Origin of the sequence: Enterobacter cloacae complex sp. P18RS, assembly GCF_014982105.1 — a bacterium.
Lineage (GTDB): Bacteria > Pseudomonadota > Gammaproteobacteria > Enterobacterales > Enterobacteriaceae > Enterobacter > Enterobacter hormaechei_C.
Genome location: NZ_JADCKV010000018.1, coordinates 76,318 through 98,144, shown reverse-complemented (window position 1 = coordinate 98,144; position 21,827 = coordinate 76,318). Strand labels below are relative to the sequence as shown.

14 protein-coding genes are annotated in these 21,827 nt (G+C 55.3%); 8 read left to right on the top strand and 6 right to left on the bottom strand.

Annotation, left to right across the window (positions count from 1 at the left end; genetic code table 11):
- Window positions 1-5: 5 nt before the first annotated feature.
- Window positions 6-1,064 carry a glycerophosphodiester phosphodiesterase gene (glpQ, locus tag INF61_RS15085; RefSeq protein ID WP_032654313.1) on the top strand — a complete coding sequence of 353 codons (1,059 nt, stop codon included), beginning with the start codon at window positions 6-8 and terminating at the stop codon, window positions 1,062-1,064.
- Window positions 1,065-1,167: 103 nt separating this feature from the next.
- Here glpQ and yfaE read toward each other — a convergent pair whose 3' ends face one another.
- From yfaE to ubiG, 4 genes are all read right to left on the bottom strand, one after another.
- Window positions 1,168-1,422 carry a class I ribonucleotide reductase maintenance protein YfaE gene (gene yfaE, locus INF61_RS15080; RefSeq protein ID WP_003859419.1) on the bottom strand — a complete coding sequence of 85 codons (255 nt, stop codon included), beginning with the start codon at window positions 1,420-1,422 and terminating at the stop codon, window positions 1,168-1,170.
- Window positions 1,422-2,552 carry a class Ia ribonucleoside-diphosphate reductase subunit beta gene (gene nrdB / locus INF61_RS15075; RefSeq protein WP_026080618.1) on the bottom strand — a complete coding sequence of 377 codons (1,131 nt, stop codon included), beginning with the start codon at window positions 2,550-2,552 and terminating at the stop codon, window positions 1,422-1,424. Before nrdB ends, yfaE begins: the two co-directional genes overlap by 1 nt.
- A 100-nt stretch (window positions 2,553-2,652) precedes the next feature.
- Window positions 2,653-4,938, bottom strand: coding sequence for a class 1a ribonucleoside-diphosphate reductase subunit alpha (nrdA, locus tag INF61_RS15070; protein WP_023295072.1), 2,286 nt, complete (start codon window positions 4,936-4,938; stop codon window positions 2,653-2,655).
- A gap of 349 nt (window positions 4,939-5,287) precedes the next feature.
- On the bottom strand, window positions 5,288-6,016 hold the full coding sequence (gene ubiG / locus INF61_RS15065; RefSeq protein WP_006811346.1) for a bifunctional 2-polyprenyl-6-hydroxyphenol methylase/3-demethylubiquinol 3-O-methyltransferase UbiG: 729 nt from the start codon (window positions 6,014-6,016) through the stop codon (window positions 5,288-5,290).
- Window positions 6,017-6,162: 146 nt separating this feature from the next.
- Between ubiG and gyrA the strand changes: the two genes are divergently transcribed.
- Window positions 6,163-8,799, top strand: a complete 2,637-nt coding sequence (gene gyrA / locus INF61_RS15060) for a DNA topoisomerase (ATP-hydrolyzing) subunit A (protein WP_165730090.1) — start codon at window positions 6,163-6,165, stop codon at window positions 8,797-8,799.
- Between the two features lie 135 nt (window positions 8,800-8,934).
- The gene (gene rcsC, locus INF61_RS15055) at window positions 8,935-11,781 is read left to right on the top strand and encodes a two-component system sensor histidine kinase RcsC (protein WP_047053323.1); all 2,847 of its coding nucleotides are present in this window, start codon (window positions 8,935-8,937) and stop codon (window positions 11,779-11,781) included.
- 84 nt (window positions 11,782-11,865) lie between these two features.
- On the opposite strand, the gene rcsB is transcribed toward rcsC, so the two are convergent.
- Both rcsB and rcsD read right to left on the bottom strand, forming a co-directional pair.
- Entirely contained in the window at window positions 11,866-12,516 is a 651-nt protein-coding gene (gene rcsB, locus INF61_RS15050) for a response regulator transcription factor RcsB (RefSeq protein ID WP_003859405.1), read from the bottom strand.
- 16 nt (window positions 12,517-12,532) lie between these two features.
- A complete protein-coding gene (gene rcsD, locus INF61_RS15045; RefSeq protein WP_017383411.1) occupies window positions 12,533-15,205 on the bottom strand; it encodes a phosphotransferase RcsD in 2,673 nt (890 codons plus the stop codon).
- 744 nt (window positions 15,206-15,949) lie between these two features.
- Between rcsD and INF61_RS15040 the strand changes: the two genes are divergently transcribed.
- The 5 genes from INF61_RS15040 (at window position 15,950) to INF61_RS15020 (ending at window position 21,712) form a co-directional block, all read left to right on the top strand.
- On the top strand, window positions 15,950-17,041 hold the full coding sequence (locus tag INF61_RS15040; RefSeq protein ID WP_017693024.1) for a porin OmpC: 1,092 nt from the start codon (window positions 15,950-15,952) through the stop codon (window positions 17,039-17,041).
- Between the two features lie 114 nt (window positions 17,042-17,155).
- On the top strand, window positions 17,156-18,211 hold the full coding sequence (gene apbE, locus INF61_RS15035) for an FAD:protein FMN transferase ApbE (RefSeq protein WP_015572290.1): 1,056 nt from the start codon (window positions 17,156-17,158) through the stop codon (window positions 18,209-18,211).
- A 72-nt stretch (window positions 18,212-18,283) separates the two neighbouring features.
- On the top strand, window positions 18,284-19,342 hold the full coding sequence (gene ada, locus INF61_RS15030; RefSeq protein ID WP_193547885.1) for a bifunctional DNA-binding transcriptional regulator/O6-methylguanine-DNA methyltransferase Ada: 1,059 nt from the start codon (window positions 18,284-18,286) through the stop codon (window positions 19,340-19,342).
- Window positions 19,342-19,992, top strand: a complete 651-nt coding sequence (alkB, locus tag INF61_RS15025) for a DNA oxidative demethylase AlkB (protein ID WP_032104978.1) — start codon at window positions 19,342-19,344, stop codon at window positions 19,990-19,992. The genes ada and alkB overlap by 1 nt, the downstream gene beginning before the upstream one ends.
- Window positions 19,993-20,068: 76 nt before the next feature.
- On the top strand, window positions 20,069-21,712 hold the full coding sequence (locus INF61_RS15020) for a multidrug ABC transporter permease/ATP-binding protein (RefSeq protein ID WP_193547884.1): 1,644 nt from the start codon (window positions 20,069-20,071) through the stop codon (window positions 21,710-21,712).
- Window positions 21,713-21,827: the final 115 nt, after the last annotated feature.

The window sequence follows — 21,827 nt, the reverse complement described above, 5'->3', positions numbered from 1 at the left end:
TTGCGATGAAATTAACTCAGTTAGCGACAGGCCTGCTGCTGGCGGGCCTGATGACAGGCTCCGCGCTGGCGGCGGATAAAATCGTGATCGCCCACCGTGGCGCCAGCGGTTATCTGCCGGAGCATACGCTGCCGGCAAAAGCGATGGCCTATGCCCAGGGCGCGGATTATCTGGAGCAGGATCTGGTGATGACGAAGGACGACCAGCTGGTCGTTCTGCATGACCACTATCTTGACCGCGTGACGGACGTGGCGGAGCGTTTCCCGGATCGCGCCCGTAAAGATGGTCGCTACTACGCCATCGACTTCACGCTGGCGGAGATCCGCTCGCTGAAGTTTACCGAGGGCTTCGAGATTGAAAACGGTAAGAAGGTACAGGTCTATCCGGGACGTTTCCCGATGGGCAAGTCTGACTTCCGTATTCACACCTTCGAAGAGGAGATCGAGTTTGTTCAGGGGCTGAACCACTCGACAGGAAAAAATATCGGTATCTACCCGGAAATCAAAGCGCCGTGGTTCCACCATCAGGAAGGGAAGGACATTGCCGCGAAGACGCTGGAGGTACTGAAAAAGTACGGCTACACCAGCAAGCAGGATAAGGTTTTCCTGCAATGTTTCGACGCCGCGGAACTGAAGCGCATCAAAACCGAGCTGGAGCCGAAAATGGGGATGGATCTCAATCTGGTGCAGCTGATTGCGTATACCGACTGGAATGAAACCCAGGAAAAACAGCCGGACGGGAAGTGGGTGAACTACAGCTACGACTGGATGTTTAAGCCGGGCGCGATGAAGCAGATTGCGCAGTACGCCGACGGCATCGGGCCGGATTACCACATGCTGGTGGCGGAAGGCTCAACGCCGGGTCACGTGAAGCTGACGGCGATGGTGAAAGAGGCGCATGCGAGCAAGATGCAGGTGCATCCGTATACCGTACGCGCAGACCAGCTGCCGGAGTATGCGACGGACGTGAATCAGCTTTACGACGTACTGTATAACCAGGCGGATGTGGACGGGTTGTTTACGGATTTCCCGGATAAAGCGGTCGAATTCATTCACCGGAAATAGGTTTGGTAGGTCGGGTAAGGCGAAGCCGCCACCCGACAATCAGGCTCTGCGGCCTGATGCCCTCACCCTAACCCTCTCCCACAGGGAGAGGGAACAAGGGTAATTACATCTCGATCTCAATATCGCCTTTTGCCCGGCAGCAGCAGGGCAAAATTTCCCCTTCGCTGATAAAGGCCAGCGGTTCGGTCAGCCAGTCTACCTGGCCTGCGACCAGACGGCAGCGGCAGGAGCCGCAGTAGCCTTCACGACACTGGTACTCTACTTCTACCTGATGCGCTTCAAGCGCCACCAGCAGAGAAGGGTGCTCTTCCTGGCACAACACCTCTGTACCAGAAAGGCTCAGCGTTACGCGGCTCATCAGAGCTGGAAATCGCTCAGGTCGTCGGTGTTGACTTCAGAATCAATCTGACCGACCAGATAAGAACTCACTTCCACTTCCTGCGGCGCAACCTGCACGTTATCGGACACCAGCCAGGTGTTGATCCACGGAATCGGGTTAGAGCGCGTCTGGAATGGCAGATCGAGACCCACAGCCTGCATGCGGATGTTAGTGATGTACTCCACGTACTGGCACAGAATGTCTTTGTTCAGGCCAATCATGGAGCCGTCGCGGAACAGGTAGTCTGCCCACTCTTTCTCCTGCTGGGCGGCCAGCACGAACAGATCGTAGCATTCCTGCTTGCACTCTTCGGCAATCGCAGCCATTTCCGGGTCGTCCGCGCCGCTGCGCAGCAGGTTCAGCATGTGCTGAGTCCCGGTCAGATGCAGGGCTTCGTCACGGGCGATCAGGCGGATGATTTTGGCGTTGCCTTCCATCAGCTTGCGCTCGGCAAAGGCGAAGGAGCAGGCGAAGCTCACGTAGAAGCGGATCGCTTCCAGCGCGTTAACGCTCATCAGGCACAGGTACAGCTGCTTTTTCAGGGCTCGCAGGTTTACGGTAATGGTTTTGCCGTTCACGTTATGCGTGCCTTCGCCCAGCAGATGCCAGTAGCTGGTCATCTCGATCAGCTCATCGTAGTAGTGCGCAATGCCTTCCGCGCGCTTCTGGATCTGCTCGTTGGTGACGATATCGTCAAACACCACCGCCGGATCGTTCACGATGTTGCGGATGATGTGGGTGTAAGAGCGGGAGTGGATCGTCTCGGAGAACGCCCAGGTTTCCACCCAGGTTTCCAGCTCAGGAATCGAGATCAGCGGCAGCAGCGCCACGTTCGGACTACGGCCCTGGATGGAGTCCAGTAGCGTCTGGTACTTCAGGTTGCTGAGGAAGATGTGCTTTTCGTGTTCCGGCAGCGCCTGGAAATCGATACGGTCGCGGGAAACGTCAACTTCTTCCGGACGCCAGAAGAAGGAGAGTTGCTTTTCAATCAGCTTTTCGAAGATGTCATATTTTTGCTGATCGTAGCGTGCCACGTTGACCGGCTGGCCGAAGAACATCGGCTCTTTGAGCTGGTCGTTTTTCGTCTGTGAAAAGGTGGTATATGCCATTGCGGTGAGTCCTGTTGAGATTTTATTGCCCGGCGGCACTGCGTTTGCCGGGCCTACAAAACCGTAGGCCGGGTAAGCGTAGCGCCACCCGGCGAAGTGCTTAGATCTTACATGCGCCGCTTTCGCAGCCATCGTCCTGAATTGACGGCACCAGGTCGTCCTGGGCGTCTTCCGCACCATCACGGGTGTTGTGATAGTACAGCGTTTTCACGCCAAATTTGTAGGCGGTGAGCAGGTCTTTCAGCAGTTGCTGCATCGGAACCTTGCCAGACGGGAAGCGCGTTGGGTCGTAGTTGGTATTGGCAGAGATCGACTGGTCGATAAACTTCTGCATGATACCCACCAGTTGCAGATAGCCGTCGTTGTTTGGCATTTCCCACAGCAGCTCGTAGTTGTCACCCAGCGTTTCGTAATCCGGCACCACCTGACGCAGCACGCCGTCTTTCGACGCTTTGATGCTGACGTGGCCACGCGGTGGCTCAATACCGTTGGTGGCGTTGGAGATCTGCGAAGAGGTCTCGGACGGCATCAGGGCAGAGAGCGTGGAGTTACGCAGGCCGTGAGTTTTAATGGACTCGCGCAGGCCTTCCCAGTCGAGGTGCAGCGGCTCGCTGACGATCGCATCCAGGTCTTTTTTGTAGGTGTCGATCGGCAGAATGCCTTTCGCGTAGGTGGTTTCGTTGAACCACGGGCACGCGCCTTGCTCTTTCGCCAGCTCGTTAGAGGCTTTCATCAGGTAGTACTGGATCGCTTCGAACGTCTGGTGCGTCAGATTGTTGGCGCTGCCGTCGGAGTAACGCTTGCCGTTTTTCGCCAGCCAGTAGGCGAAGTTGATCACGCCGATACCTAAAGTGCGACGGCCCATTGCGCCGCGTTTTGCCGCCGGGATTGGGTAATCCTGGTAATCCAGCAGGGCGTCGAGCGCACGAACCGCCAGCACCGCCAGCTCTTCCAGCTCGTCCAGGCTCTTAATCGCACCCAGGTTGAACGCGGACAGCGTACAGAGCGCGATTTCACCGTTTTCGTCGTTCACGTCTTCCAGCGGTTTGGTCGGCAGGGCGATCTCCAGGCACAGGTTGGACTGGCGCACTGGTGCAACCACCGGATCGAACGGGCTGTGGGTGTTGCAGTGGTCAACGTTCTGGATGTAGATACGACCGGTAGAAGCACGTTCCTGCATCATCAGGGAGAACAGATCGACCGCTTTCACGCGCTGCTTGCGGATGCTGTCGTCTTTTTCATATTTGGTGTACAGACGCTCGAACTCGTCCTGATCGGCGAAGAACGCGTCGTACAGACCCGGGACGTCGGACGGGCTGAACAGGGTGATGTCTTCCCCTTTCAGCAGACGGGTGTACATCAGCTTGTTGATCTGCACGCCGTAGTCCATGTGGCGCACGCGGTTGCCTTCCACGCCGCGGTTGTTTTTCAGAACCAGCAGGCTTTCCACTTCCAGGTGCCACATCGGGTAGAACAGGGTCGCTGCACCACCACGCACGCCGCCCTGAGAGCAGGATTTTACTGCCGTCTGGAAGTGCTTGTAGAACGGAATACAGCCGGTGTGGAACGCTTCACCGCCGCGGATCGGGCTGCCCAGCGCACGAATACGACCGGCGTTGATGCCGATACCGGCACGCTGGGAGACGTATTTCACGATGGCGCTGGAGGTCGCGTTGATAGAATCCAGGCTGTCACCACACTCGATCAGTACGCAGGAGCTGAACTGGCGGGTAGGGGTACGCACGCCAGACATGATTGGCGTAGGCAGAGAAATCTTGAACGTAGAGACCGCATCGTAGAAACGCTTCACGTAGTCCAGACGGGTTTCACGCGGGTAATTAGAGAACAGGCAGGCGGCCACCAGAATATAGAGGAACTGGGCGCTCTCGTAGATTTCGCCCGTCACACGGTTCTGAACCAGGTATTTGCCTTCGAGCTGCTTCACCGCCGCGTAGGAGAAGTTCATGTCGCGCCAGTGATCGATAAACCCGTTCATCTGCTCGAACTCTTCTTCCGTATAGTCTTCCAGCAGATGCGTGTCGTATTTGCCCAGCTCGACCATTTTAACTACGTGATCGTAAAGCTTCGGCGGCTCGAACTGGCCGTAGGCTTTTTTACGCAGGTGGAAAATCGCCAGACGCGCAGCGAGGTACTGATAATCCGGTGCGTCGCGGGAGATCAGATCTGCCGCGGCTTTGATAATGGTTTCGTGGATATCAGACGTTTTGATGCCGTCGTAGAACTGAATGTGAGAACGCAGTTCAACCTGGGAGATAGATACGTTGTTCAGTCCTTCTGCTGCCCAGTCGAGAACTCGATGGATTTTGTCCAGATTGATACGCTCGGTGGTACCGTCGCGCTTTGTCACCAGCAGACTCTGATTCATGTGGGTTTTTACCTGTCCGTGAAATAAAAAAATATCCCCCGCTTATCCACAGAACCGTCTTGTGACTAACTCTGTGGATAAATACTACATATAGGGGTTTTGCGATAAGAAGAACGCTATATGGTGAGTATTCTAGTATCGAATCTTTTCAGCACAAGGGTTGATTTTGACGTTAAATTGAGGTTGTGAAAGGGTAAAAAAGGCTAAGTCCTCGTGCCGTAAGGCCTGGAAGAGATGTCAATAATTAAGAAAAAAAATTCAAAATTTGATCGAGTGCTGATTTCTTCAACGGGAGGTCAGAATTGCGCAACATGATGTCGCGCAATCATTATAAGAATAACGGATGACGTTAGTCGTTTTTGGCGGTTGTGTGCAACATATAGTTAACATCCACACCTGGTGCAAGTTTGAATTTATCCGTCAGCGGATTGTAGTGCAGACCCGTCATGTGCTGCTCCTTAAGCCATGTCTGGTCAACCCAGCCCAGCAGTTCGGCAGGCTTGATGAACTTCTTCACGTCGTGCGTCCCTTTCGGCACCATGCGCAGCACGTATTCCGCGCCTACCACGGCCATCAGCCAGGCTTTGCCGTTGCGGTTGATGGTCGAGAAGAAGACCTGTCCACCCGGTTTCACCAGTTTTGCACAGGCGCTGACCACCGACTGCGGATCGGGAACGTGCTCCAGCATCTCCATGCAGGTCACCACGTCATACTGGTGCGCATGTTTTGCCGCGTGCTCTTCCACGGTTTCCTGGACATATTCTACCTGTACGCCGGACTCCAGCGCATGAAGACGCGCAACCTGTAGAGGTTCGAAGCCCATGTCCAGACCGGTGACGGTGGCCCCTTCACGCGCCATACTTTCCGCCAGGATGCCGCCGCCGCAGCCGACGTCGAGCACTTTCTTACCGAACAGACCGCCGGAACGCTCCGCGATATAGCCCAGACGCAGCGGGTTAATACGATGCAGAGGTTTGAACTCACCTTCGAGATCCCACCAGCGGGACGCCACCGCTTCAAATTTGGCAATCTCTTCGTGGTCAACGTTGTGAGCCACCGGGGATTTTTCGGCATTCATGGGCGCTTTTACTCCTTATTTAGCAAGACAAATGAGTATATCAGGCAATCCCTGTGAATAAAGCGTATAGGTTTACCTGTATCACCGCGGCTGTGTTATAATTTGCGACCTTTGAATCCGGGATACAGTAGAGGGATAGCGGTTAGATGAGCGACCTTGCGAGAGAAATTACACCGGTTAACATCGAGGAAGAGCTGAAAAGCTCCTATCTGGACTATGCGATGTCGGTCATTGTTGGCCGTGCGCTGCCGGACGTCCGCGATGGCCTGAAGCCGGTACACCGTCGCGTACTATACGCCATGAACGTATTGGGCAATGACTGGAATAAAGCCTACAAAAAATCTGCCCGTGTCGTTGGTGACGTAATCGGTAAATACCATCCTCATGGTGATTCCGCGGTGTACGACACCATTGTCCGTATGGCGCAGCCCTTCTCGCTGCGTTACATGCTGGTAGATGGTCAGGGTAACTTTGGTTCTATCGACGGCGACTCCGCCGCGGCAATGCGTTATACGGAAATCCGTCTGGCGAAGATTGCCCATGAGCTGATGGCTGACCTGGAAAAAGAGACGGTTGATTTCGTTGATAACTACGACGGCACGGAAAAAATTCCTGACGTTATGCCAACGAAGATCCCAAACCTGCTGGTGAACGGTTCGTCCGGTATCGCCGTCGGTATGGCAACCAACATTCCACCGCACAATATCACGGAAGTGATCAACGGCTGCCTGGCCTACATTGACGATGAAGACATCAGCATTGAAGGGCTGATGGAACACATCCCGGGCCCGGACTTCCCGACGGCGGCAATCATCAATGGCCGTCGCGGTATTGAAGAAGCGTACCGCACCGGTCGCGGCAAGATTTACATCCGTGCCCGCGCCGAAGTGGAAGCGGACGCTAAAACCGGCCGTGAAACCATTATTGTTCACGAGATCCCGTATCAGGTGAACAAAGCGCGACTGATTGAAAAAATCGCCGAGCTGGTAAAAGAAAAACGCGTTGAAGGCATCAGCGCGCTGCGTGACGAGTCTGATAAAGACGGTATGCGCATCGTGATTGAAATCAAGCGCGACGCGGTGGGTGAAGTTGTGTTGAACAACCTTTACTCCCAGACTCAGCTTCAGGTCTCCTTCGGTATCAACATGGTTGCGCTGCACCATGGCCAGCCGAAGATCATGAACCTGAAAGAGATCCTGAGCGCGTTCGTGCGTCACCGCCGTGAAGTGGTGACCCGTCGTACCATCTTCGAACTGCGCAAAGCGCGCGACCGTGCCCATATCCTTGAAGCACTGGCCGTTGCGCTGGCGAACATCGACCCGATCATCGAGCTGATCCGCCGTGCGCCGACGCCGGCAGAAGCGAAGGCGTCGCTGGTTGCGCGTCCATGGGATCTGGGCAACGTGGCGGCAATGCTGGAACGTGCCGGTGATGACGCTGCGCGTCCTGAGTGGCTGGAACCGGAATTCGGCGTGCGTGACGGTCAGTACTACCTGACTGAACAGCAGGCCCAGGCGATTCTGGATCTGCGTTTGCAGAAACTGACCGGCCTTGAGCATGAAAAACTGCTCGACGAGTACAAAGAGCTGCTGGAGCAGATTGCCGAGCTGCTGCATATCCTGGGTAGCGCAGAGCGCCTGATGGAAGTGATCCGTGAAGAGCTGGAGCTGGTTCGCGATCAGTTCGGCGACGAGCGTCGCACCGAAATCACAGCCAATAGCTCTGATATCAACATTGAAGATCTGATCAACCGCGAAGACGTGGTAGTGACGCTGTCTCACCAGGGCTACGTGAAGTATCAGCCGTTGACCGACTACGAAGCACAGCGTCGTGGCGGTAAAGGCAAATCTGCGGCGCGTATTAAAGAAGAAGACTTCATTGACCGTCTGCTGGTGGCCAACACCCACGACACGATCCTCTGCTTCTCCAGCCGGGGCCGTCTGTACTGGATGAAAGTCTATCAGCTGCCGGAAGCGAGCCGTGGCGCGCGGGGTCGTCCTATCGTCAATCTGCTGCCGCTGGAAGCGAACGAACGTATCACCGCTATTCTGCCGGTACGCGAATACGAAGAGGGCGTGAACGTCTTTATGGCGACCGCGAGCGGTACCGTGAAGAAAACCGCGCTGACCGAGTTCAGCCGTCCACGTTCTGCCGGGATCATCGCGGTGAACCTGAACGAAGGCGATGAGCTGATCGGCGTGGATCTGACCTCCGGTTCTGATGAAGTCATGCTGTTCTCTGCCGCCGGTAAAGTGGTGCGCTTTAAAGAGAACGCCGTGCGCGCAATGGGTCGTACGGCGACCGGCGTGCGTGGTATCAAGCTGGCGGGTGAAGACTCCGTTGTTTCCCTGATCGTTCCGCGTGGCGAAGGCGCAATCCTGACCGTCACCCAGAACGGCTACGGTAAACGTACGGCGGAAAGCGAATACCCGACCAAGTCTCGCGGCACGCAGGGCGTTATCTCCATCAAAGTGACCGAGCGCAACGGTTCCGTTGTTGGCGCGGTGCAGGTGGACGACGCGGACCAGATCATGATGATCACCGATGCCGGTACGCTGGTGCGTACCCGCGTGTCTGAGATCAGCGTGGTGGGTCGTAACACCCAGGGCGTTATCCTCATCCGCACTGCGGAAGATGAAAACGTCGTCGGTCTGCAACGCGTTGCTGAGCCGGTGGATGACGAAGAGCTCGACTCTATCGACGGCAGCGTCGCGGAAGGGGATGATGAAATCTCCCCGGAAGCGGACACCGATGATGAAGCAGCGGATGACGCTGACGAGTAACGTCTCCTGACGCATAAAGGGCCGGTTTCCGGCCCTTTTGTTTTGCGCAAGCAGACAAGTGAACGTTGCGACAAGCCGCGTTTACCGCTACCTTAACCACATTCTTTTTGACCCCGACGGCGGAGCCTCGCCCCTTTGAAATACCTCGTCTCCTTTCGTACCACGTTAAAAGTCTCTCGCTATCTGTTTCGGGCGCTTGCGCTACTGCTATGGTTGCTGGTGGCACTGCTCTCGGTGTTTTACATCGTTAACGCGTTACACCAGAAAGAAGCGGAGATCCGCCAGGAGTTTAACTTAAGCTCGGATCAGGCCCAGCGCTATATCCAGCGCACCTCTGACGTGATGAAAGAGCTTAAGTATATTGCGGAGAATCGACTCACGGCGGAGAACGGCATTCTTGCCATCCGCGGTCGGGATGAAAAAACCGAAGTACCTGATTTCGAACCGCTCTTCCCGGACTCCGATTGTTCCGCCATGGGCAAAGCCTGGCGTGGTTCACTGGAGTCCCTGTCATGGTTTATGCGCTACTGGCGCGATAACTTCTCGGCCGCCTACGATCTGAACCGCGTCTACCTGATTAGCAACGAAAATCTCTGCATGGCGGATTTCGGCCTGCGGGATATGCCCGTCGAACGCGAAGACGCGCTGAAAAGCCTGCATGAGCGCATAGTGAAATACCGCAATGCGCCTCAGGAAGAGCGCGGGAACAACATCTTCTGGATAAGCCAGGGGCCGCGCATGGGCGTCGGCTATTTCTATGCCCTGACTCCGGTTTACCTCGGAAACCGCCTGCAAGCGCTGCTGGGGATTGAACAAACCATCCGCATGGAAAACTTCTTCACGCCGGGCAGTCTGCCGATGGGCGTGACCATTCTGGATGAAAACGGCCATCCGCTCATCTCCCTTACCGGGCCTGAAAACCGCCTGAAGGTGGAACCCAGCTGGATGCAGGAGCGGTCATGGTTTGGCTATACCTCCGGGTTCCGCGAGCTGGTGCTGAAGAAAAGTTTACCGCCATCGTCGCTGAGCATTGTCTACTCGCTGCCGGTGGACAAGGTGCTGGAGCGCATTCGCATCCTGATCCTTAACGCTATTTTGCTGAACATCGCGGTAGGCGTCGCGCTGTTTATGCTGGCGAGAATGTATGAGCGGCGGATCTTTATTCCGGCGGAAGCGGATGCTCAGCGTCTGGAGGAGCACGAGCAGTTTAACCGTAAAATTGTCGCCTCGGCGCCGGTGGGGATCTGTATCCTGCGAACTCAGGACGGGACAAATATCCTCAGTAACGAGCTTGCCCATAACTACCTGAACATGCTCACGCATGAAGACCGCCAGCGGTTAACGCAGATCATCTGCGGTCAGCAGGTTAACTTTGTGGATGTGCTGACCAGCACCCACACCAACCTGCAAATCAGCTTCGTCCATTCGCGCTACCGCAATGAAAACGTGGCCATTTGCGTGCTGGTGGACGTCTCTGCGCGCGTGAAAATGGAAGAGTCGTTGCAGGATATGGCGCAGGCGGCGGAGCAGGCCAGTCAGTCGAAATCGATGTTCCTCGCGACCGTCAGTCATGAGCTGCGTACGCCGCTGTACGGCATTATCGGTAACCTCGATCTGCTCCAGACCAAAGAGCTGCCGAAAGGGGTCGACCGGCTGGTGACGGCCATGAACAACTCGTCCAGCCTGCTGCTGAAAATCATCAGCGATATTCTCGACTTCTCTAAAATTGAATCCGAGCAGTTGAAAATAGAGCCGCGCGAGTTCTCCCCGCGCGAGGTGATGAACCATATCTGCGCCAACTACCTGCCGCTGGTGGTGCGTAAACAGCTTGGGCTGTACTGCTTTATCGAGCCGGATGTGCCGCTGACGCTGCATGGCGATCCGATGCGTCTGCAACAGGTCATCTCAAACCTGCTGAGCAACGCCATTAAATTCACCGATATCGGCTGTATTGTGCTGCACGTCTGCCGGGCAGGGGAGTACCTGACCATTCGCGTGCGCGACACGGGTGTTGGCATTCCGGCGAAAGAGGTTGTACGCCTGTTCGATCCGTTCTTCCAGGTGGGAACCGGCGTCCAGCGTAATTTCCAGGGGACCGGGCTAGGTCTGGCGATTTGCGAGAAGCTTATCAGTATGATGGATGGAGATATCTCCGTCGATACAGAGCCAGGGATGGGCAGCCAGTTCACTATTCGTATTCCGCTCTATTCGGCGCACTATCCGGCGAAAACCACGGTCGACGGGCTGAGCGATAAGCACTGCTGGCTGGCGGTGCACAACGCCTCCTTACATGATTTCCTGACCTCGATGCTGACCAGCAGCGGCGTGCGGGTTTCACGCTACGAAGGCCAGACGCCGGACGCGGATGACATGCTGATCACCGACGTTGAGCCGGAGCAGGCATGGGCGGGGCGCGGCGTGGTGATGTTCTGCCGCCGTCATATCGGTATTCCGCTTGAGCGTTCGCCTGGGGTATGGGTGCACAGCGTGGCGACACCGCACGAGCTGCTGGGCTTGCTGGCGCGTATTTACAGCGTGCAGCTTGAGGACAGCGACGGCGCCACCGTGCTGGCTTCCCCTGATGAGCTGGCGTCGGTGAACGACGATATGATGATTCTGGTCGTCGACGACCATCCAATTAACCGTCGTCTGCTCGCAGACCAGCTTGGCTCTCTGGGCTATCAGTGTAAAACGGCCAATGATGGCGTGGATGCCCTGAATGTCTTAAGTAAGAACCATATTGATATTGTGCTCAGCGATGTGAACATGCCTAACATGGACGGCTACCGTCTGACGCAGCGTATCCGACAGCTGGGGCTGACGCTGCCGGTGGTGGGCGTGACAGCCAACGCGCTGGCGGAGGAGAAGCAGCGTTGTCTGGAGTCGGGAATGGACAGCTGCCTGTCGAAGCCGGTCACGCTGGATGTACTGAAGCAGACACTGTCCGTGTATGCGGAGCGGGTACGAAAAGCGAGACAATAAAAAAGGCCCGAAAGGGCCTTTTTTATTTCTCCGGCGGCTGTAGGCCGGGTAAGCGCGAGCGCCACCCGGCGTAGACAGCGAAGATCAATCTTTGTCCGTTGCGCTCAGCGTCACGGAAGAGAGATAGTTCAGCAGGGCGATATCGTTATCCACACCCAACTTCATCATCGCGGATTTTTTCTGGCTACTGATGGTTTTAATACTGCGGTTCAGCTTCTTGGCGATTTCAGTAACCAGGAAACCTTCAGCGAACAGACGCAGTACTTCACTCTCTTTAGGCGAGAGACGCTTGTCGCCATAACCACCCGCGCTGATTTTTTCAAGCAGGCGTGAGACGCTCTCAGGAGTGAATTTTTTCCCTTTCTGTAGCGCCGCCAATGCTTTTGGCAGATCGGTAGGTGCGCCTTGTTTCAGCACAATCCCTTCAATATCGAGATCCAGAACGGCGCTCAGGATCGCCGGGTTATTGTTCATGGTCAGAACAATGATCGAAATGTCCGGGAAGTGGCGTTTAATGTATTTGATGAGCGTGATCCCATCACCGTACTTATCTCCAGGCATGGAGAGATCGGTAATGAGCACGTGCGCATCAAGTTTAGGCAGGTTGTTAATGAGGGCTGTGGAATCTTCAAATTCACCGACTACATTCACCCACTCGATCTGTTCAAGTGATTTGCGAATACCGAACAGTACAATCGGATGGTCATCGGCAATAATTACGTTCATATTGTTCATGTATAAGGCTACCTTGCTACAGCAAGCTCTTGACGTAAGCGTCAATGTCGCTGATGTATTTTTCAATGCCAGAGGCATCTTTCTCACGAATTAGATGTTCCAGCGTTTCACATAACTGCTTGCCGGGAACCAGATTAAGCATGGCAAACACCCCTTTAAGCCGGTGTGCTGTCTGTGCCAGCGCTGCAAAATCCTGCGCAGCGGACTCAGTATACAACCGCTTAACATCATCTGGTACTGTATCAACGAAGAGCGAATAATATCCGCTGGCATGGAGTTCGGCATTTTCATCGCCGCCTAACGGTGACTCCAGGATCTCTTCCTGCGCCAGATTCTCTTCAATCAGTTGTAATACAGCTTCCTGCATTGCATTGCTCATATTAAAGTTGACGCGCAGCTGCCCAGGGCCGATTTTCCGCACGCCTGGCTCATCATCGCTTAAAAGCAAGCCTGAGGCAGTAAGATTAGACGGATTATCAGTTAAAAATAGATCAAATTCTTGACTCGCGAGCCTTTCGTCCGGGGTAATGCAGGACGCCCCCCAGTTTTCCAGCTGACGAACGACGATATTTCGGATCTCACTGGAGGTCACATCCACCATCACCACCACATCGTCCAGCAGACGCTCTTCATCCTCTTCCTGGGGATTCGCCGCCATTTTCACGTGTAAAGAGTAGCGGGTGCCGAGGGATTCGCGGGCCTTAATGTTCAGATGACCGCCCAGCTTACGCGCCAGCTGATCGCAGAGCCAGAAGGTGAGGGCATTCGCCTTACCGTAGTGGTCGCGCTGGGTATCGTTCAGGAACGGGAAGTGCAGGTTATCAATTTCGCTCACTGTGACGCCTTCGCCCGTATCCAGAATGCGGAACGTCAGACGATCGTCGGTGGACTCATCGGTGCTGACTTCAAGGGTGATCTTGCCGATCTGCGTCGTGGTGACGGCATACTGTATCAACATCATCAGGATGCGACGCAGGGCATCGCGATCGCCGTGACGTTCGTCGTTGGCCGGTAAATGGTTGTTGATCAGCAGCTGGAGTCCCTTGCGCTTGATCACCGGCAGGACTTCCGGCACCACCTCATCAATCAGGTCCTGGATGGAGAAGAGCGTAGGGGTGCCCTTCCAGATGTCATTCTCCAGCATGTTCGCAAGCTGGATTTCGTCCACCAGACGAACCAGGGAGTCGGCCTGGCTGCTGAGCTGTCGGCTTTCCGGCGTGCTCAGATCAGCAATCTGCGTGGCGAGTGACTTCAACGGTTGTTTAAAGGCATCGCCAATATTTTGCATAAACGCCGCGCGGCCATGTTGGTTTTTCTCGTACAGCCTTTGCGCCTGCTTGAGCTTTTTATTCACCAGCACTTCGCGATCCTGATCGCGAATGATGAAGATTTGCGTGCGCGAGGCGACCTGACTGCGGAACTGACGGATCTCATACAGTTCATTATTAACGGTGGCCTGAATAACGCCCTGGTGCTGGTCCGCCATGGCCGTAATATTTTGCAGGTTAAGATGCGGCAGAAGGTGATCGGCAATTTTATTGCTCATTACCGTGCGGTTAGCCTCCTGGTCGTGAACGAGCACCCCAAGCGGCAGCACGGAAATAATCTCTTCATTCAGGGCACGAAGAATGCGCAACTCGTTGCTGGTCCCGGCTGATACCGACGTCGAGTCGCTCTGGCGGCCCGACTGGAAACGGAAGGTGCTGTAGCCAAACAGCGCCAGCGCCAGCAGGCCAATATTCAGCAACAGCGGCAGCAGAATGTTTTGCAGAGTATCAAGCATCAGGGTGCCAAAAGGCACCTGCCACACCAGACGCATACCGGTTGAGTTGAGCGATGAGGCAATCTCAATCTTTGAGCCATTAAAGGAGATCGCTACGCTGTCCGCGCCTTCTTTATCCGACGGCGTGCGCATATTTTGGGTGCTGTTGTCTGGCTCCAGACGGAAACTGTCCAGCGGCATATCCGGTGGGATGAGATCGTTAATCGGCAGGTCGAAGGCAACCACGGTCGCCAGATGGCCCGGCTGGTTAAAGGTGGTTCGCAGCGTAAAGTAGTGGCCATTCTGCCAGGCAAGACGGCGTAGTGACGAGAAACTTTCTCGCTCGTCCAGCGCGTTGGCCTGTTGCAGCATTTCTGCCCGACGGGAATCCACAATACTGCCAACGGTGGTCTCTTTAAAGCCGGACGAAAGATCCTTAAGCGGCAGGGTCGAGATCAGGATCATGCTGTTGTCCTGACCGTTCAGGTAATACATTGACCACGGTACGGTCTCGGCGCCCCACAGGGTGTCCAGATAGGAGGAGATCCGCTGCGTCATCTCAAGCGTTGCGCTGTCGTGCGAGCCGAAAATCAGGGCTTCCGTCTTGCGCTGCGGTTTTTCAAGGTAATACACATCCTGCTTAAGGCGCGTTTCCTGCAACCCTTCGCCTGACGAGGTGGCAGGCGCGGCAGCGATATTGTCGTAGATTTGCCAGGTCGCATAGCGCCACGTATCAATGCGCTTATGCACCGCATGGGTGATATCGACGATTTGATAGCTTTTATCTTTAAGCCAGGTATTAACGGCGCTCTGAACCATCACCCCCATTGTGACTAACAGCACAACGATCAACAGAAGAAAGAAACGGGTGATGCTGCCCGGTAGAAGGGAGAATTTGCTCGGGGCGGTAGTTTCAGTCTGACTCATCGATGTGTTTAACCCGTAATGGCCGCGCGGTAATGGGATAGGGCAGTATAAAGGGTAATAACTGAATTTCCAGCGTCGTTAACGGTATGACCTTGACTTTTTATCCGGGTAACCGGCTTCAACGTCCCCGGATGAAAGGTGTACAAAACCCCGTGAAATGTATAAATACGCGATCGCACCGGCAGGAAAATAGCACGAATAAACAAGAAATTAATTTCAATAGCATAAAAAAGAATTCAGCGAAAGCCGGAATCTGGATTTAGTTAATAGTCGTTATCATTTCTGAGGGGTAGCACATAAAATGTAGGCTGACGTAAAGAAAGGTAAAAAAAAACCGAATGCGAAGCATCCGGTTCAATTAGGGATAAACAGACATTCAGAACTGAATGACGGTAATAAATAAAGTTAATGATGATAGCGAGAGTTATTTTAGTGGTGTTGAAGGGAATTTTTTTGTCATTCAGTGCTGTACCGTTTTTTAAGCTAATCACTTGTATTAAATAGAATATATTTTTGTTTTGATTATCCGTGCTATATTTTTAAACTATTTATGCTCTGTAAAAGTTCCTTCAAATTTACAAATTGAAACATGTTGATGGTAAAGTGAAACATCTTCAAAGTTTTCGCATCATATTCCTGTTGGATTATTCTGCATTTTTGAGGAGAATGAACTTGCCGACTGGTTAAGAGGGTTGACCAGTAAGCAGTGGTAAATAATAAGGCATATAACAGAGGGTTAATAAAATGAAAGTTAAAGTACTGTCCCTCCTGGTACCAGCTCTGCTGGTGGCAGGCGCAGCAAATGCGGCTGAAATTTATAACAAAGACGGCAACAAATTAGATCTGTACGGTAAAGTGGATGGTCTGCACTATTTCTCTGATGACGACAGTGCAGACGGCGACCAGACCTACATGCGTCTGGGCTTCAAAGGCGAAACTCAGGTTAACGACCAGCTGACCGGTTACGGCCAGTGGGAATACCAGATCCAGGGCAACTCTGGTGAGAACGAAAACAACTCATGGACGCGTGTGGCGTTCGCAGGTCTGAAATTCGCTGATGCGGGTTCATTCGACTACGGTCGTAACTACGGCGTTGTTTACGATGTGACTTCATGGACCGACGTTCTGCCGGAATTCGGCGGCGACACCTACGGTTCTGACAACTTCATGCAGCAGCGTGGTAACGGCTTCGCGACCTACCGTAACCAGGACTTCTTTGGTCTGGTTGATGGTCTGAACTTCGCGTTGCAGTACCAGGGTAAAAACGGCAGCCCAAGCGGCGAAGGCCAGACCAACAACGGTCGTGAGGCACTGCGTCAGAACGGTGATGGCTACGGTGGCTCTCTGACCTACGATCTGGGCGAAGGCTTCGCACTCGGTACGGCGGTCACCAGCTCTAAACGTACTGATGACCAGAACGCCATGGCCTACGGTAACGGCGATCGTGCTGAGACCTACACCGGTGGTCTGAAATACGACGCGAACAACATCTACCTGGCTGCACAGTATACTCAGACTTACAACGCGACCCGTGCGGGCGACCTGGGCTGGGCTAACAAAGCGCAGAACTTCGAAGTGGTTGCGCAGTATCAGTTCGACTTCGGCCTGCGTCCATCCGTGGCGTACCTGCAATCTAAAGGTAAGGACCTGGAAAACGGCTACGGCGACCAGGATCTGCTGAAATATGTTGATGTTGGCGCGACTTACTACTTCAACAAAAACATGTCCACCTACGTTGATTACAAAATCAACCTGGTTGATGAGAACGACTTCACTCGCGCAGCAGGTATCGGTACTGACGATATCGTCGCGCTGGGTCTGGTTTACCAGTTCTAATTGCTCATACTGCAACAAAGGGGCCAACAGGCCCCTTTTTTCATGCTTTTTTAGGGTCTTACAAATACGCTGTTTTAGTGTACTCTAGCCGCCCTGGCATGAGGATAATAACCAATGGATATGACTTTTTTACGCGCCAGCGTTCTGGCGACTTTTTTACTCCTGACCGCGTGTGACTCTTCCACACAGCCCGCAAAAATCGACGCACCCGCCGCGACGGTGCTGGAAGGGAAAACCATGGGGACCTTCTGGCGCGTCAGCGTGATGGATATTGATAAATCCCGCGCTGAAGAATTACGCGGTAAAATTCAGGCGCAGCTGGATGCCGACGATCAGCTACTCTCTACCTATAAAAATGACTCAGCGCTGATGCGTTTCAATCGCTCCAGCAGCACCTCGCTGTGGCCGGTGAGCGAAGCGATGGCCGATATCGTCACGGAATCCATGCGCGTGGGCTACAAAACCAACGGCGCAATGGATGTGACCGTGGGGCCGCTGGTGAACCTGTGGGGATTTGGCCCCAACAAGCAGCCGGTGACTACACCTGATCAAGCCGCCATCGACGACGCCCGCGCCCGTACAGGGTTACAGCATCTGGCGGTGATCTCCCAGTACGGTCAGCAATACCTGCAAAAAGATATTCCCGACCTGTTTGTCGATCTCTCCACGGTAGGCGAGGGGTATGCTGCGGATCATCTCGCGGCCCTGATGGCGCAGGAAGGCATTCCGCGTTATCTGGTTTCCGTCGGGGGCGCGCTCGTCAGCCGGGGCATGAACGCCAGCGGCAGGCCGTGGCGAGTGGCCATCCAAAAACCAACCGATCAGCAGAACGCGGTGCAGGCGATTGTCGACATCAACGGGCATGGTATCAGCACCTCCGGAAGCTACCGCAACTATTACGAGCTGGATGGCAAACGTATCTCGCACGTGATTGATCCGCAAACCGGACGCCCGATTACCCACAACCTGGTGTCCGTGACGGTGATAGCCCCAACCGCGCTGGAAGCGGATGCCTGGGATACCGGATTGATGGTGCTCGGCACGGAGAAGGCCAAAGAGGTGGTGCGTCAGGAAGGGCTGGCCGTCTATATGATCACCAAAGAGGCTGACGGATTTAAAACCTGGAGTTCGCCGCAGTTCAACAGCTTCCTGGTGAGCGAAAAAAATTAAAAAGCAAGGTTGCGGGTTTTTGTTCGGTGGCGTTCAGGCAAGCTGAGCGTATGCTTGTAAGAGGAGCCGATAATGAAAAACCCAACCTATCTTACCGATGAGGATCGCTGGCAGGCCGTACTGGCCCGCGATCCGCGTGCGGATAACCAGTTTGTCTTTGCCGTGCAGACGACCGGCATTTATTGTCGTCCGTCCTGCCGCGCCCGCCACGCGCTGCGTAAAAATGTCTGCTTTTATCCTGACGCTCACCAGGCCGCGCAGGCGGGTTTCCGCCCCTGTAAGCGCTGTAGGCCGGACCAGGTCGACCCTATGGCGCAGAAAAAGGCCAACATTGCGCTGGCCTGTCGACTGCTTGAACAGGATGCCGCGCTGAACCTGGAGGCACTGGCGCAGCAGGTTGCCATGAGTCCGTTCCATTTCCACCGCTTGTTTAAATCCGTCACCGGCATGACGCCGAAAGCATGGCAGCAGGCCGCGCGTGAACAACGCCTGCGCACCCTGCTTGCACAGGGCGGTAAAATCACCGACGCCGTACTGGCCGCTGGCTTTCCGGACGGCAGCAGCTACTACCGTAAAGCCAACGGCGCGCTGGGCATGACGGCAAAACAGTACCGCAACGGAGAGGCTGCGGTCCGCTATGCCATCAGTGACTGCTCGCTGAGCCGCTGTCTGGTGGCGGAAAGCGAGCGCGGGATCTGCGCAATACTGCTGGGTGATGACGACGCCGGGCTGACGGCTGAGCTGCTGTCACTGTTTCCGCTTGCCGTCCGTGAACCGATGGAAGGCGCGTTTGCCGGGCGTGTTCGGCAGGTTATTGCCTCTGTCGACAGCCGCGCGACGCCGCTGACGCTGCCGCTGGATATTCGTGGTACCGCCTTCCAGCAGCAGGTCTGGCAGGCGCTGCGGGATATCCCCTGCGGTGAAACGGCAAGCTATCAGCAGGTGGCGAAGGCCATTGGTAAACCCAATGCCGTACGTGCCGTGGCGGGGGCCTGCGGTGCCAACAAACTGGCGATAGTCATCCCCTGTCACCGCGTGGTGCGTAACGACGGTGCGCTGTCGGGTTATCGCTGGGGAGCAGCGCGTAAGATGCTATTGTTGAAACGTGAGGCGAACAACCCGGAGGGATAATGCTCGATCTTTTTGCTGATGCTGAACCCTGGCACGAGCCGCTCGCGCCGGGGGCGACGATCCTGAGACGATTCGCGCTTTCCCGCGCGGCGGCGCTGTTCGACGGTATTGATGCCGTCAACGCCCGTTCGCCGTTTCGCCATATGGTTACGCCGGGCGGGTATACCATGTCCGTGGCGATGACCAACTGCGGCGAACTGGGATGGGCAACGAATGAGCGGGGCTATGTATATGCCGCGAACGATCCGCTGACGGATCAGCCGTGGCCGCCGATGCCGGAGGCGTTTCAGGCGCTGTGTCATGACGCCGCCGTGGCGGCCGGCTATCCTGATTTTCGACCCGATGCCTGTCTTATCAACCGCTATGCCGTTGGGGCAAAGCTCTCCTTGCATCAGGATAAGGACGAGCCGGACCTGCGCGCGCCGATCGTCTCGGTATCCCTTGGGCTGCCCGCTGTCTTTCAGTTTGGCGGCCTGCGGCGCAACGACCCGCTCAAACGGCTGATGCTGGAGCATGGTGATGTGGTGGTCTGGGGCGGTGAATCACGGCTTTTTTACCACGGTATTCAGCCGCTTAAACCTGGCGATCACCCGGTGGCGGGGGCATTTCGCTACAACCTCACGTTCCGTCAGGCGGCATACAGAGAATAAAAATAAGAATTATTCTTGATGTGTGTGAAAGGCAGTTTACACTGCTGGCTGATTTTTCTTGTCCGGATTGCTCTGCATGCAACTACTTCTTCTTGTCTGGCGGCAGTATCGCTGGCCTTTTATCGCGGTGATGGCGTTAAGCCTTGCCAGCGCGGCGCTGGGGATCGGCCTGATTGCCTTCATTAACGTGCGTTTGATCGAAAGGGTCGACACGTCACTCTCCGTCCTGCCGGAATTTCTGGGTTTACTGCTGCTGCTGATGGCAGTCACGCTCGGGTCACAGCTGGCGCTGACCGCCCTCGGCCACCATTTCGTTTTCCGTCTGCGCAGTGAGTTCATCAAACGGATCCTTGATACTCAGGTGGAACGCATCGAGCAGCTGGGAAGTGCCTCTCTGCTGGCGGGGCTGACCAGCGATGTGCGCGCCATTACTATCGCCTTTGTGCGCCTGCCGGAGCTGGTGCAGGGGATCATCCTGACATTTGGCTCGGCAGCCTATCTCGCCTGGCTCTCCAGCAAAATGCTGGCGGTAACGGCGCTGTGGATTGTTATTACCATCTGGGGCGGGTTCCTGCTGGTATCACGCGTCTATAAGCACATGGCAGTGCTGCGCGAAACGGAAGACAAGCTCTATAACGATTATCAGACGGTGCTGGAAGGGCGCAAAGAGCTGACGCTGAACCGCGAGCGTGCCGAGCATATCTTCAACCATCTTTATATCCCGGATGCGCACGAATATCGTCATCACATTATCCGCGCCGATACGTTCCACCTGAGCGCCGTGAACTGGTCCAACATCATGATGCTGGGCGCGATTGGCCTGGTGTTCTGGATGGCGAACAGCCTGGGGTGGGCGGATACCAACGTGGCGGCAACCTACTCCCTGACGCTGCTGTTTTTACGCACGCCGCTGCTGTCGGCCGTTGGCGCACTGCCGACGCTGCTGAGCGCTCAGGTGGCCTTCAACAAGCTGAAGAAATTCGACCTTGCGCCGTTTAAGGCTGAGTTCCCGCGCCCGCAGGCCTTCCCGAACTGGCAAACGCTGGAGCTGCGTAACGTTACCTTCCGCTATCAGGATAACGCCTTCTCCGTAGGGCCGATAAACCTGACCATTCATCGCGGCGAACTGCTGTTCCTTATCGGCGGCAACGGCAGCGGCAAATCTACGCTGGCGATGCTGCTGACGGGCCTCTACCAGCCGCAGGCGGGTGAAATTTTGCTGGATGGTAAAGCGCTGAGCGCGGAGAAACCGGAGGACTACCGCAAGCTCTTCTCGGCGGTATTTACCGACGTCTGGCTGTTCGACCGGCTGCTGGGACCGGAAGGGCAGCAGGCGGATCCGGCGCTGGTGGAAAAGTGGCTTGCGCACCTGCAAATGTCGCACAAGCTGGAGCTTCAGGATGGCAAAATCCTGAATCTCAAGCTGTCGAAAGGGCAGAAGAAGCGCGTGGCGCTGCTGCTGGCCCTGGCCGAGGAGCGTGACATCATCCTGCTGGATGAGTGGGCCGCCGATCAGGACCCGCACTTCCGTCGCGAGTTTTATCAGGTCCTGCTGCCGCTGATGCAGGCGATGGGAAAAACCATTTTTGCCATCAGCCATGACGATCACTACTTCATTCACGCCGACCGTCTGCTGGAGATGCGCGACGGCAAGCTGAGCGAGCTGACCGGCGATGAGCGCGATGCGGCGTCACGGGACGCGGTGGCGCGTACGGCCTGATTGCAATTGTGCCGGGTGGCGCCCGGCATATTAATTTTTCATATATGCCGTTTTTTTCTCCATCCCGACCCGCCGTTTATTCTTATTTACATATCCCCGCGCTATGCTTAACGCC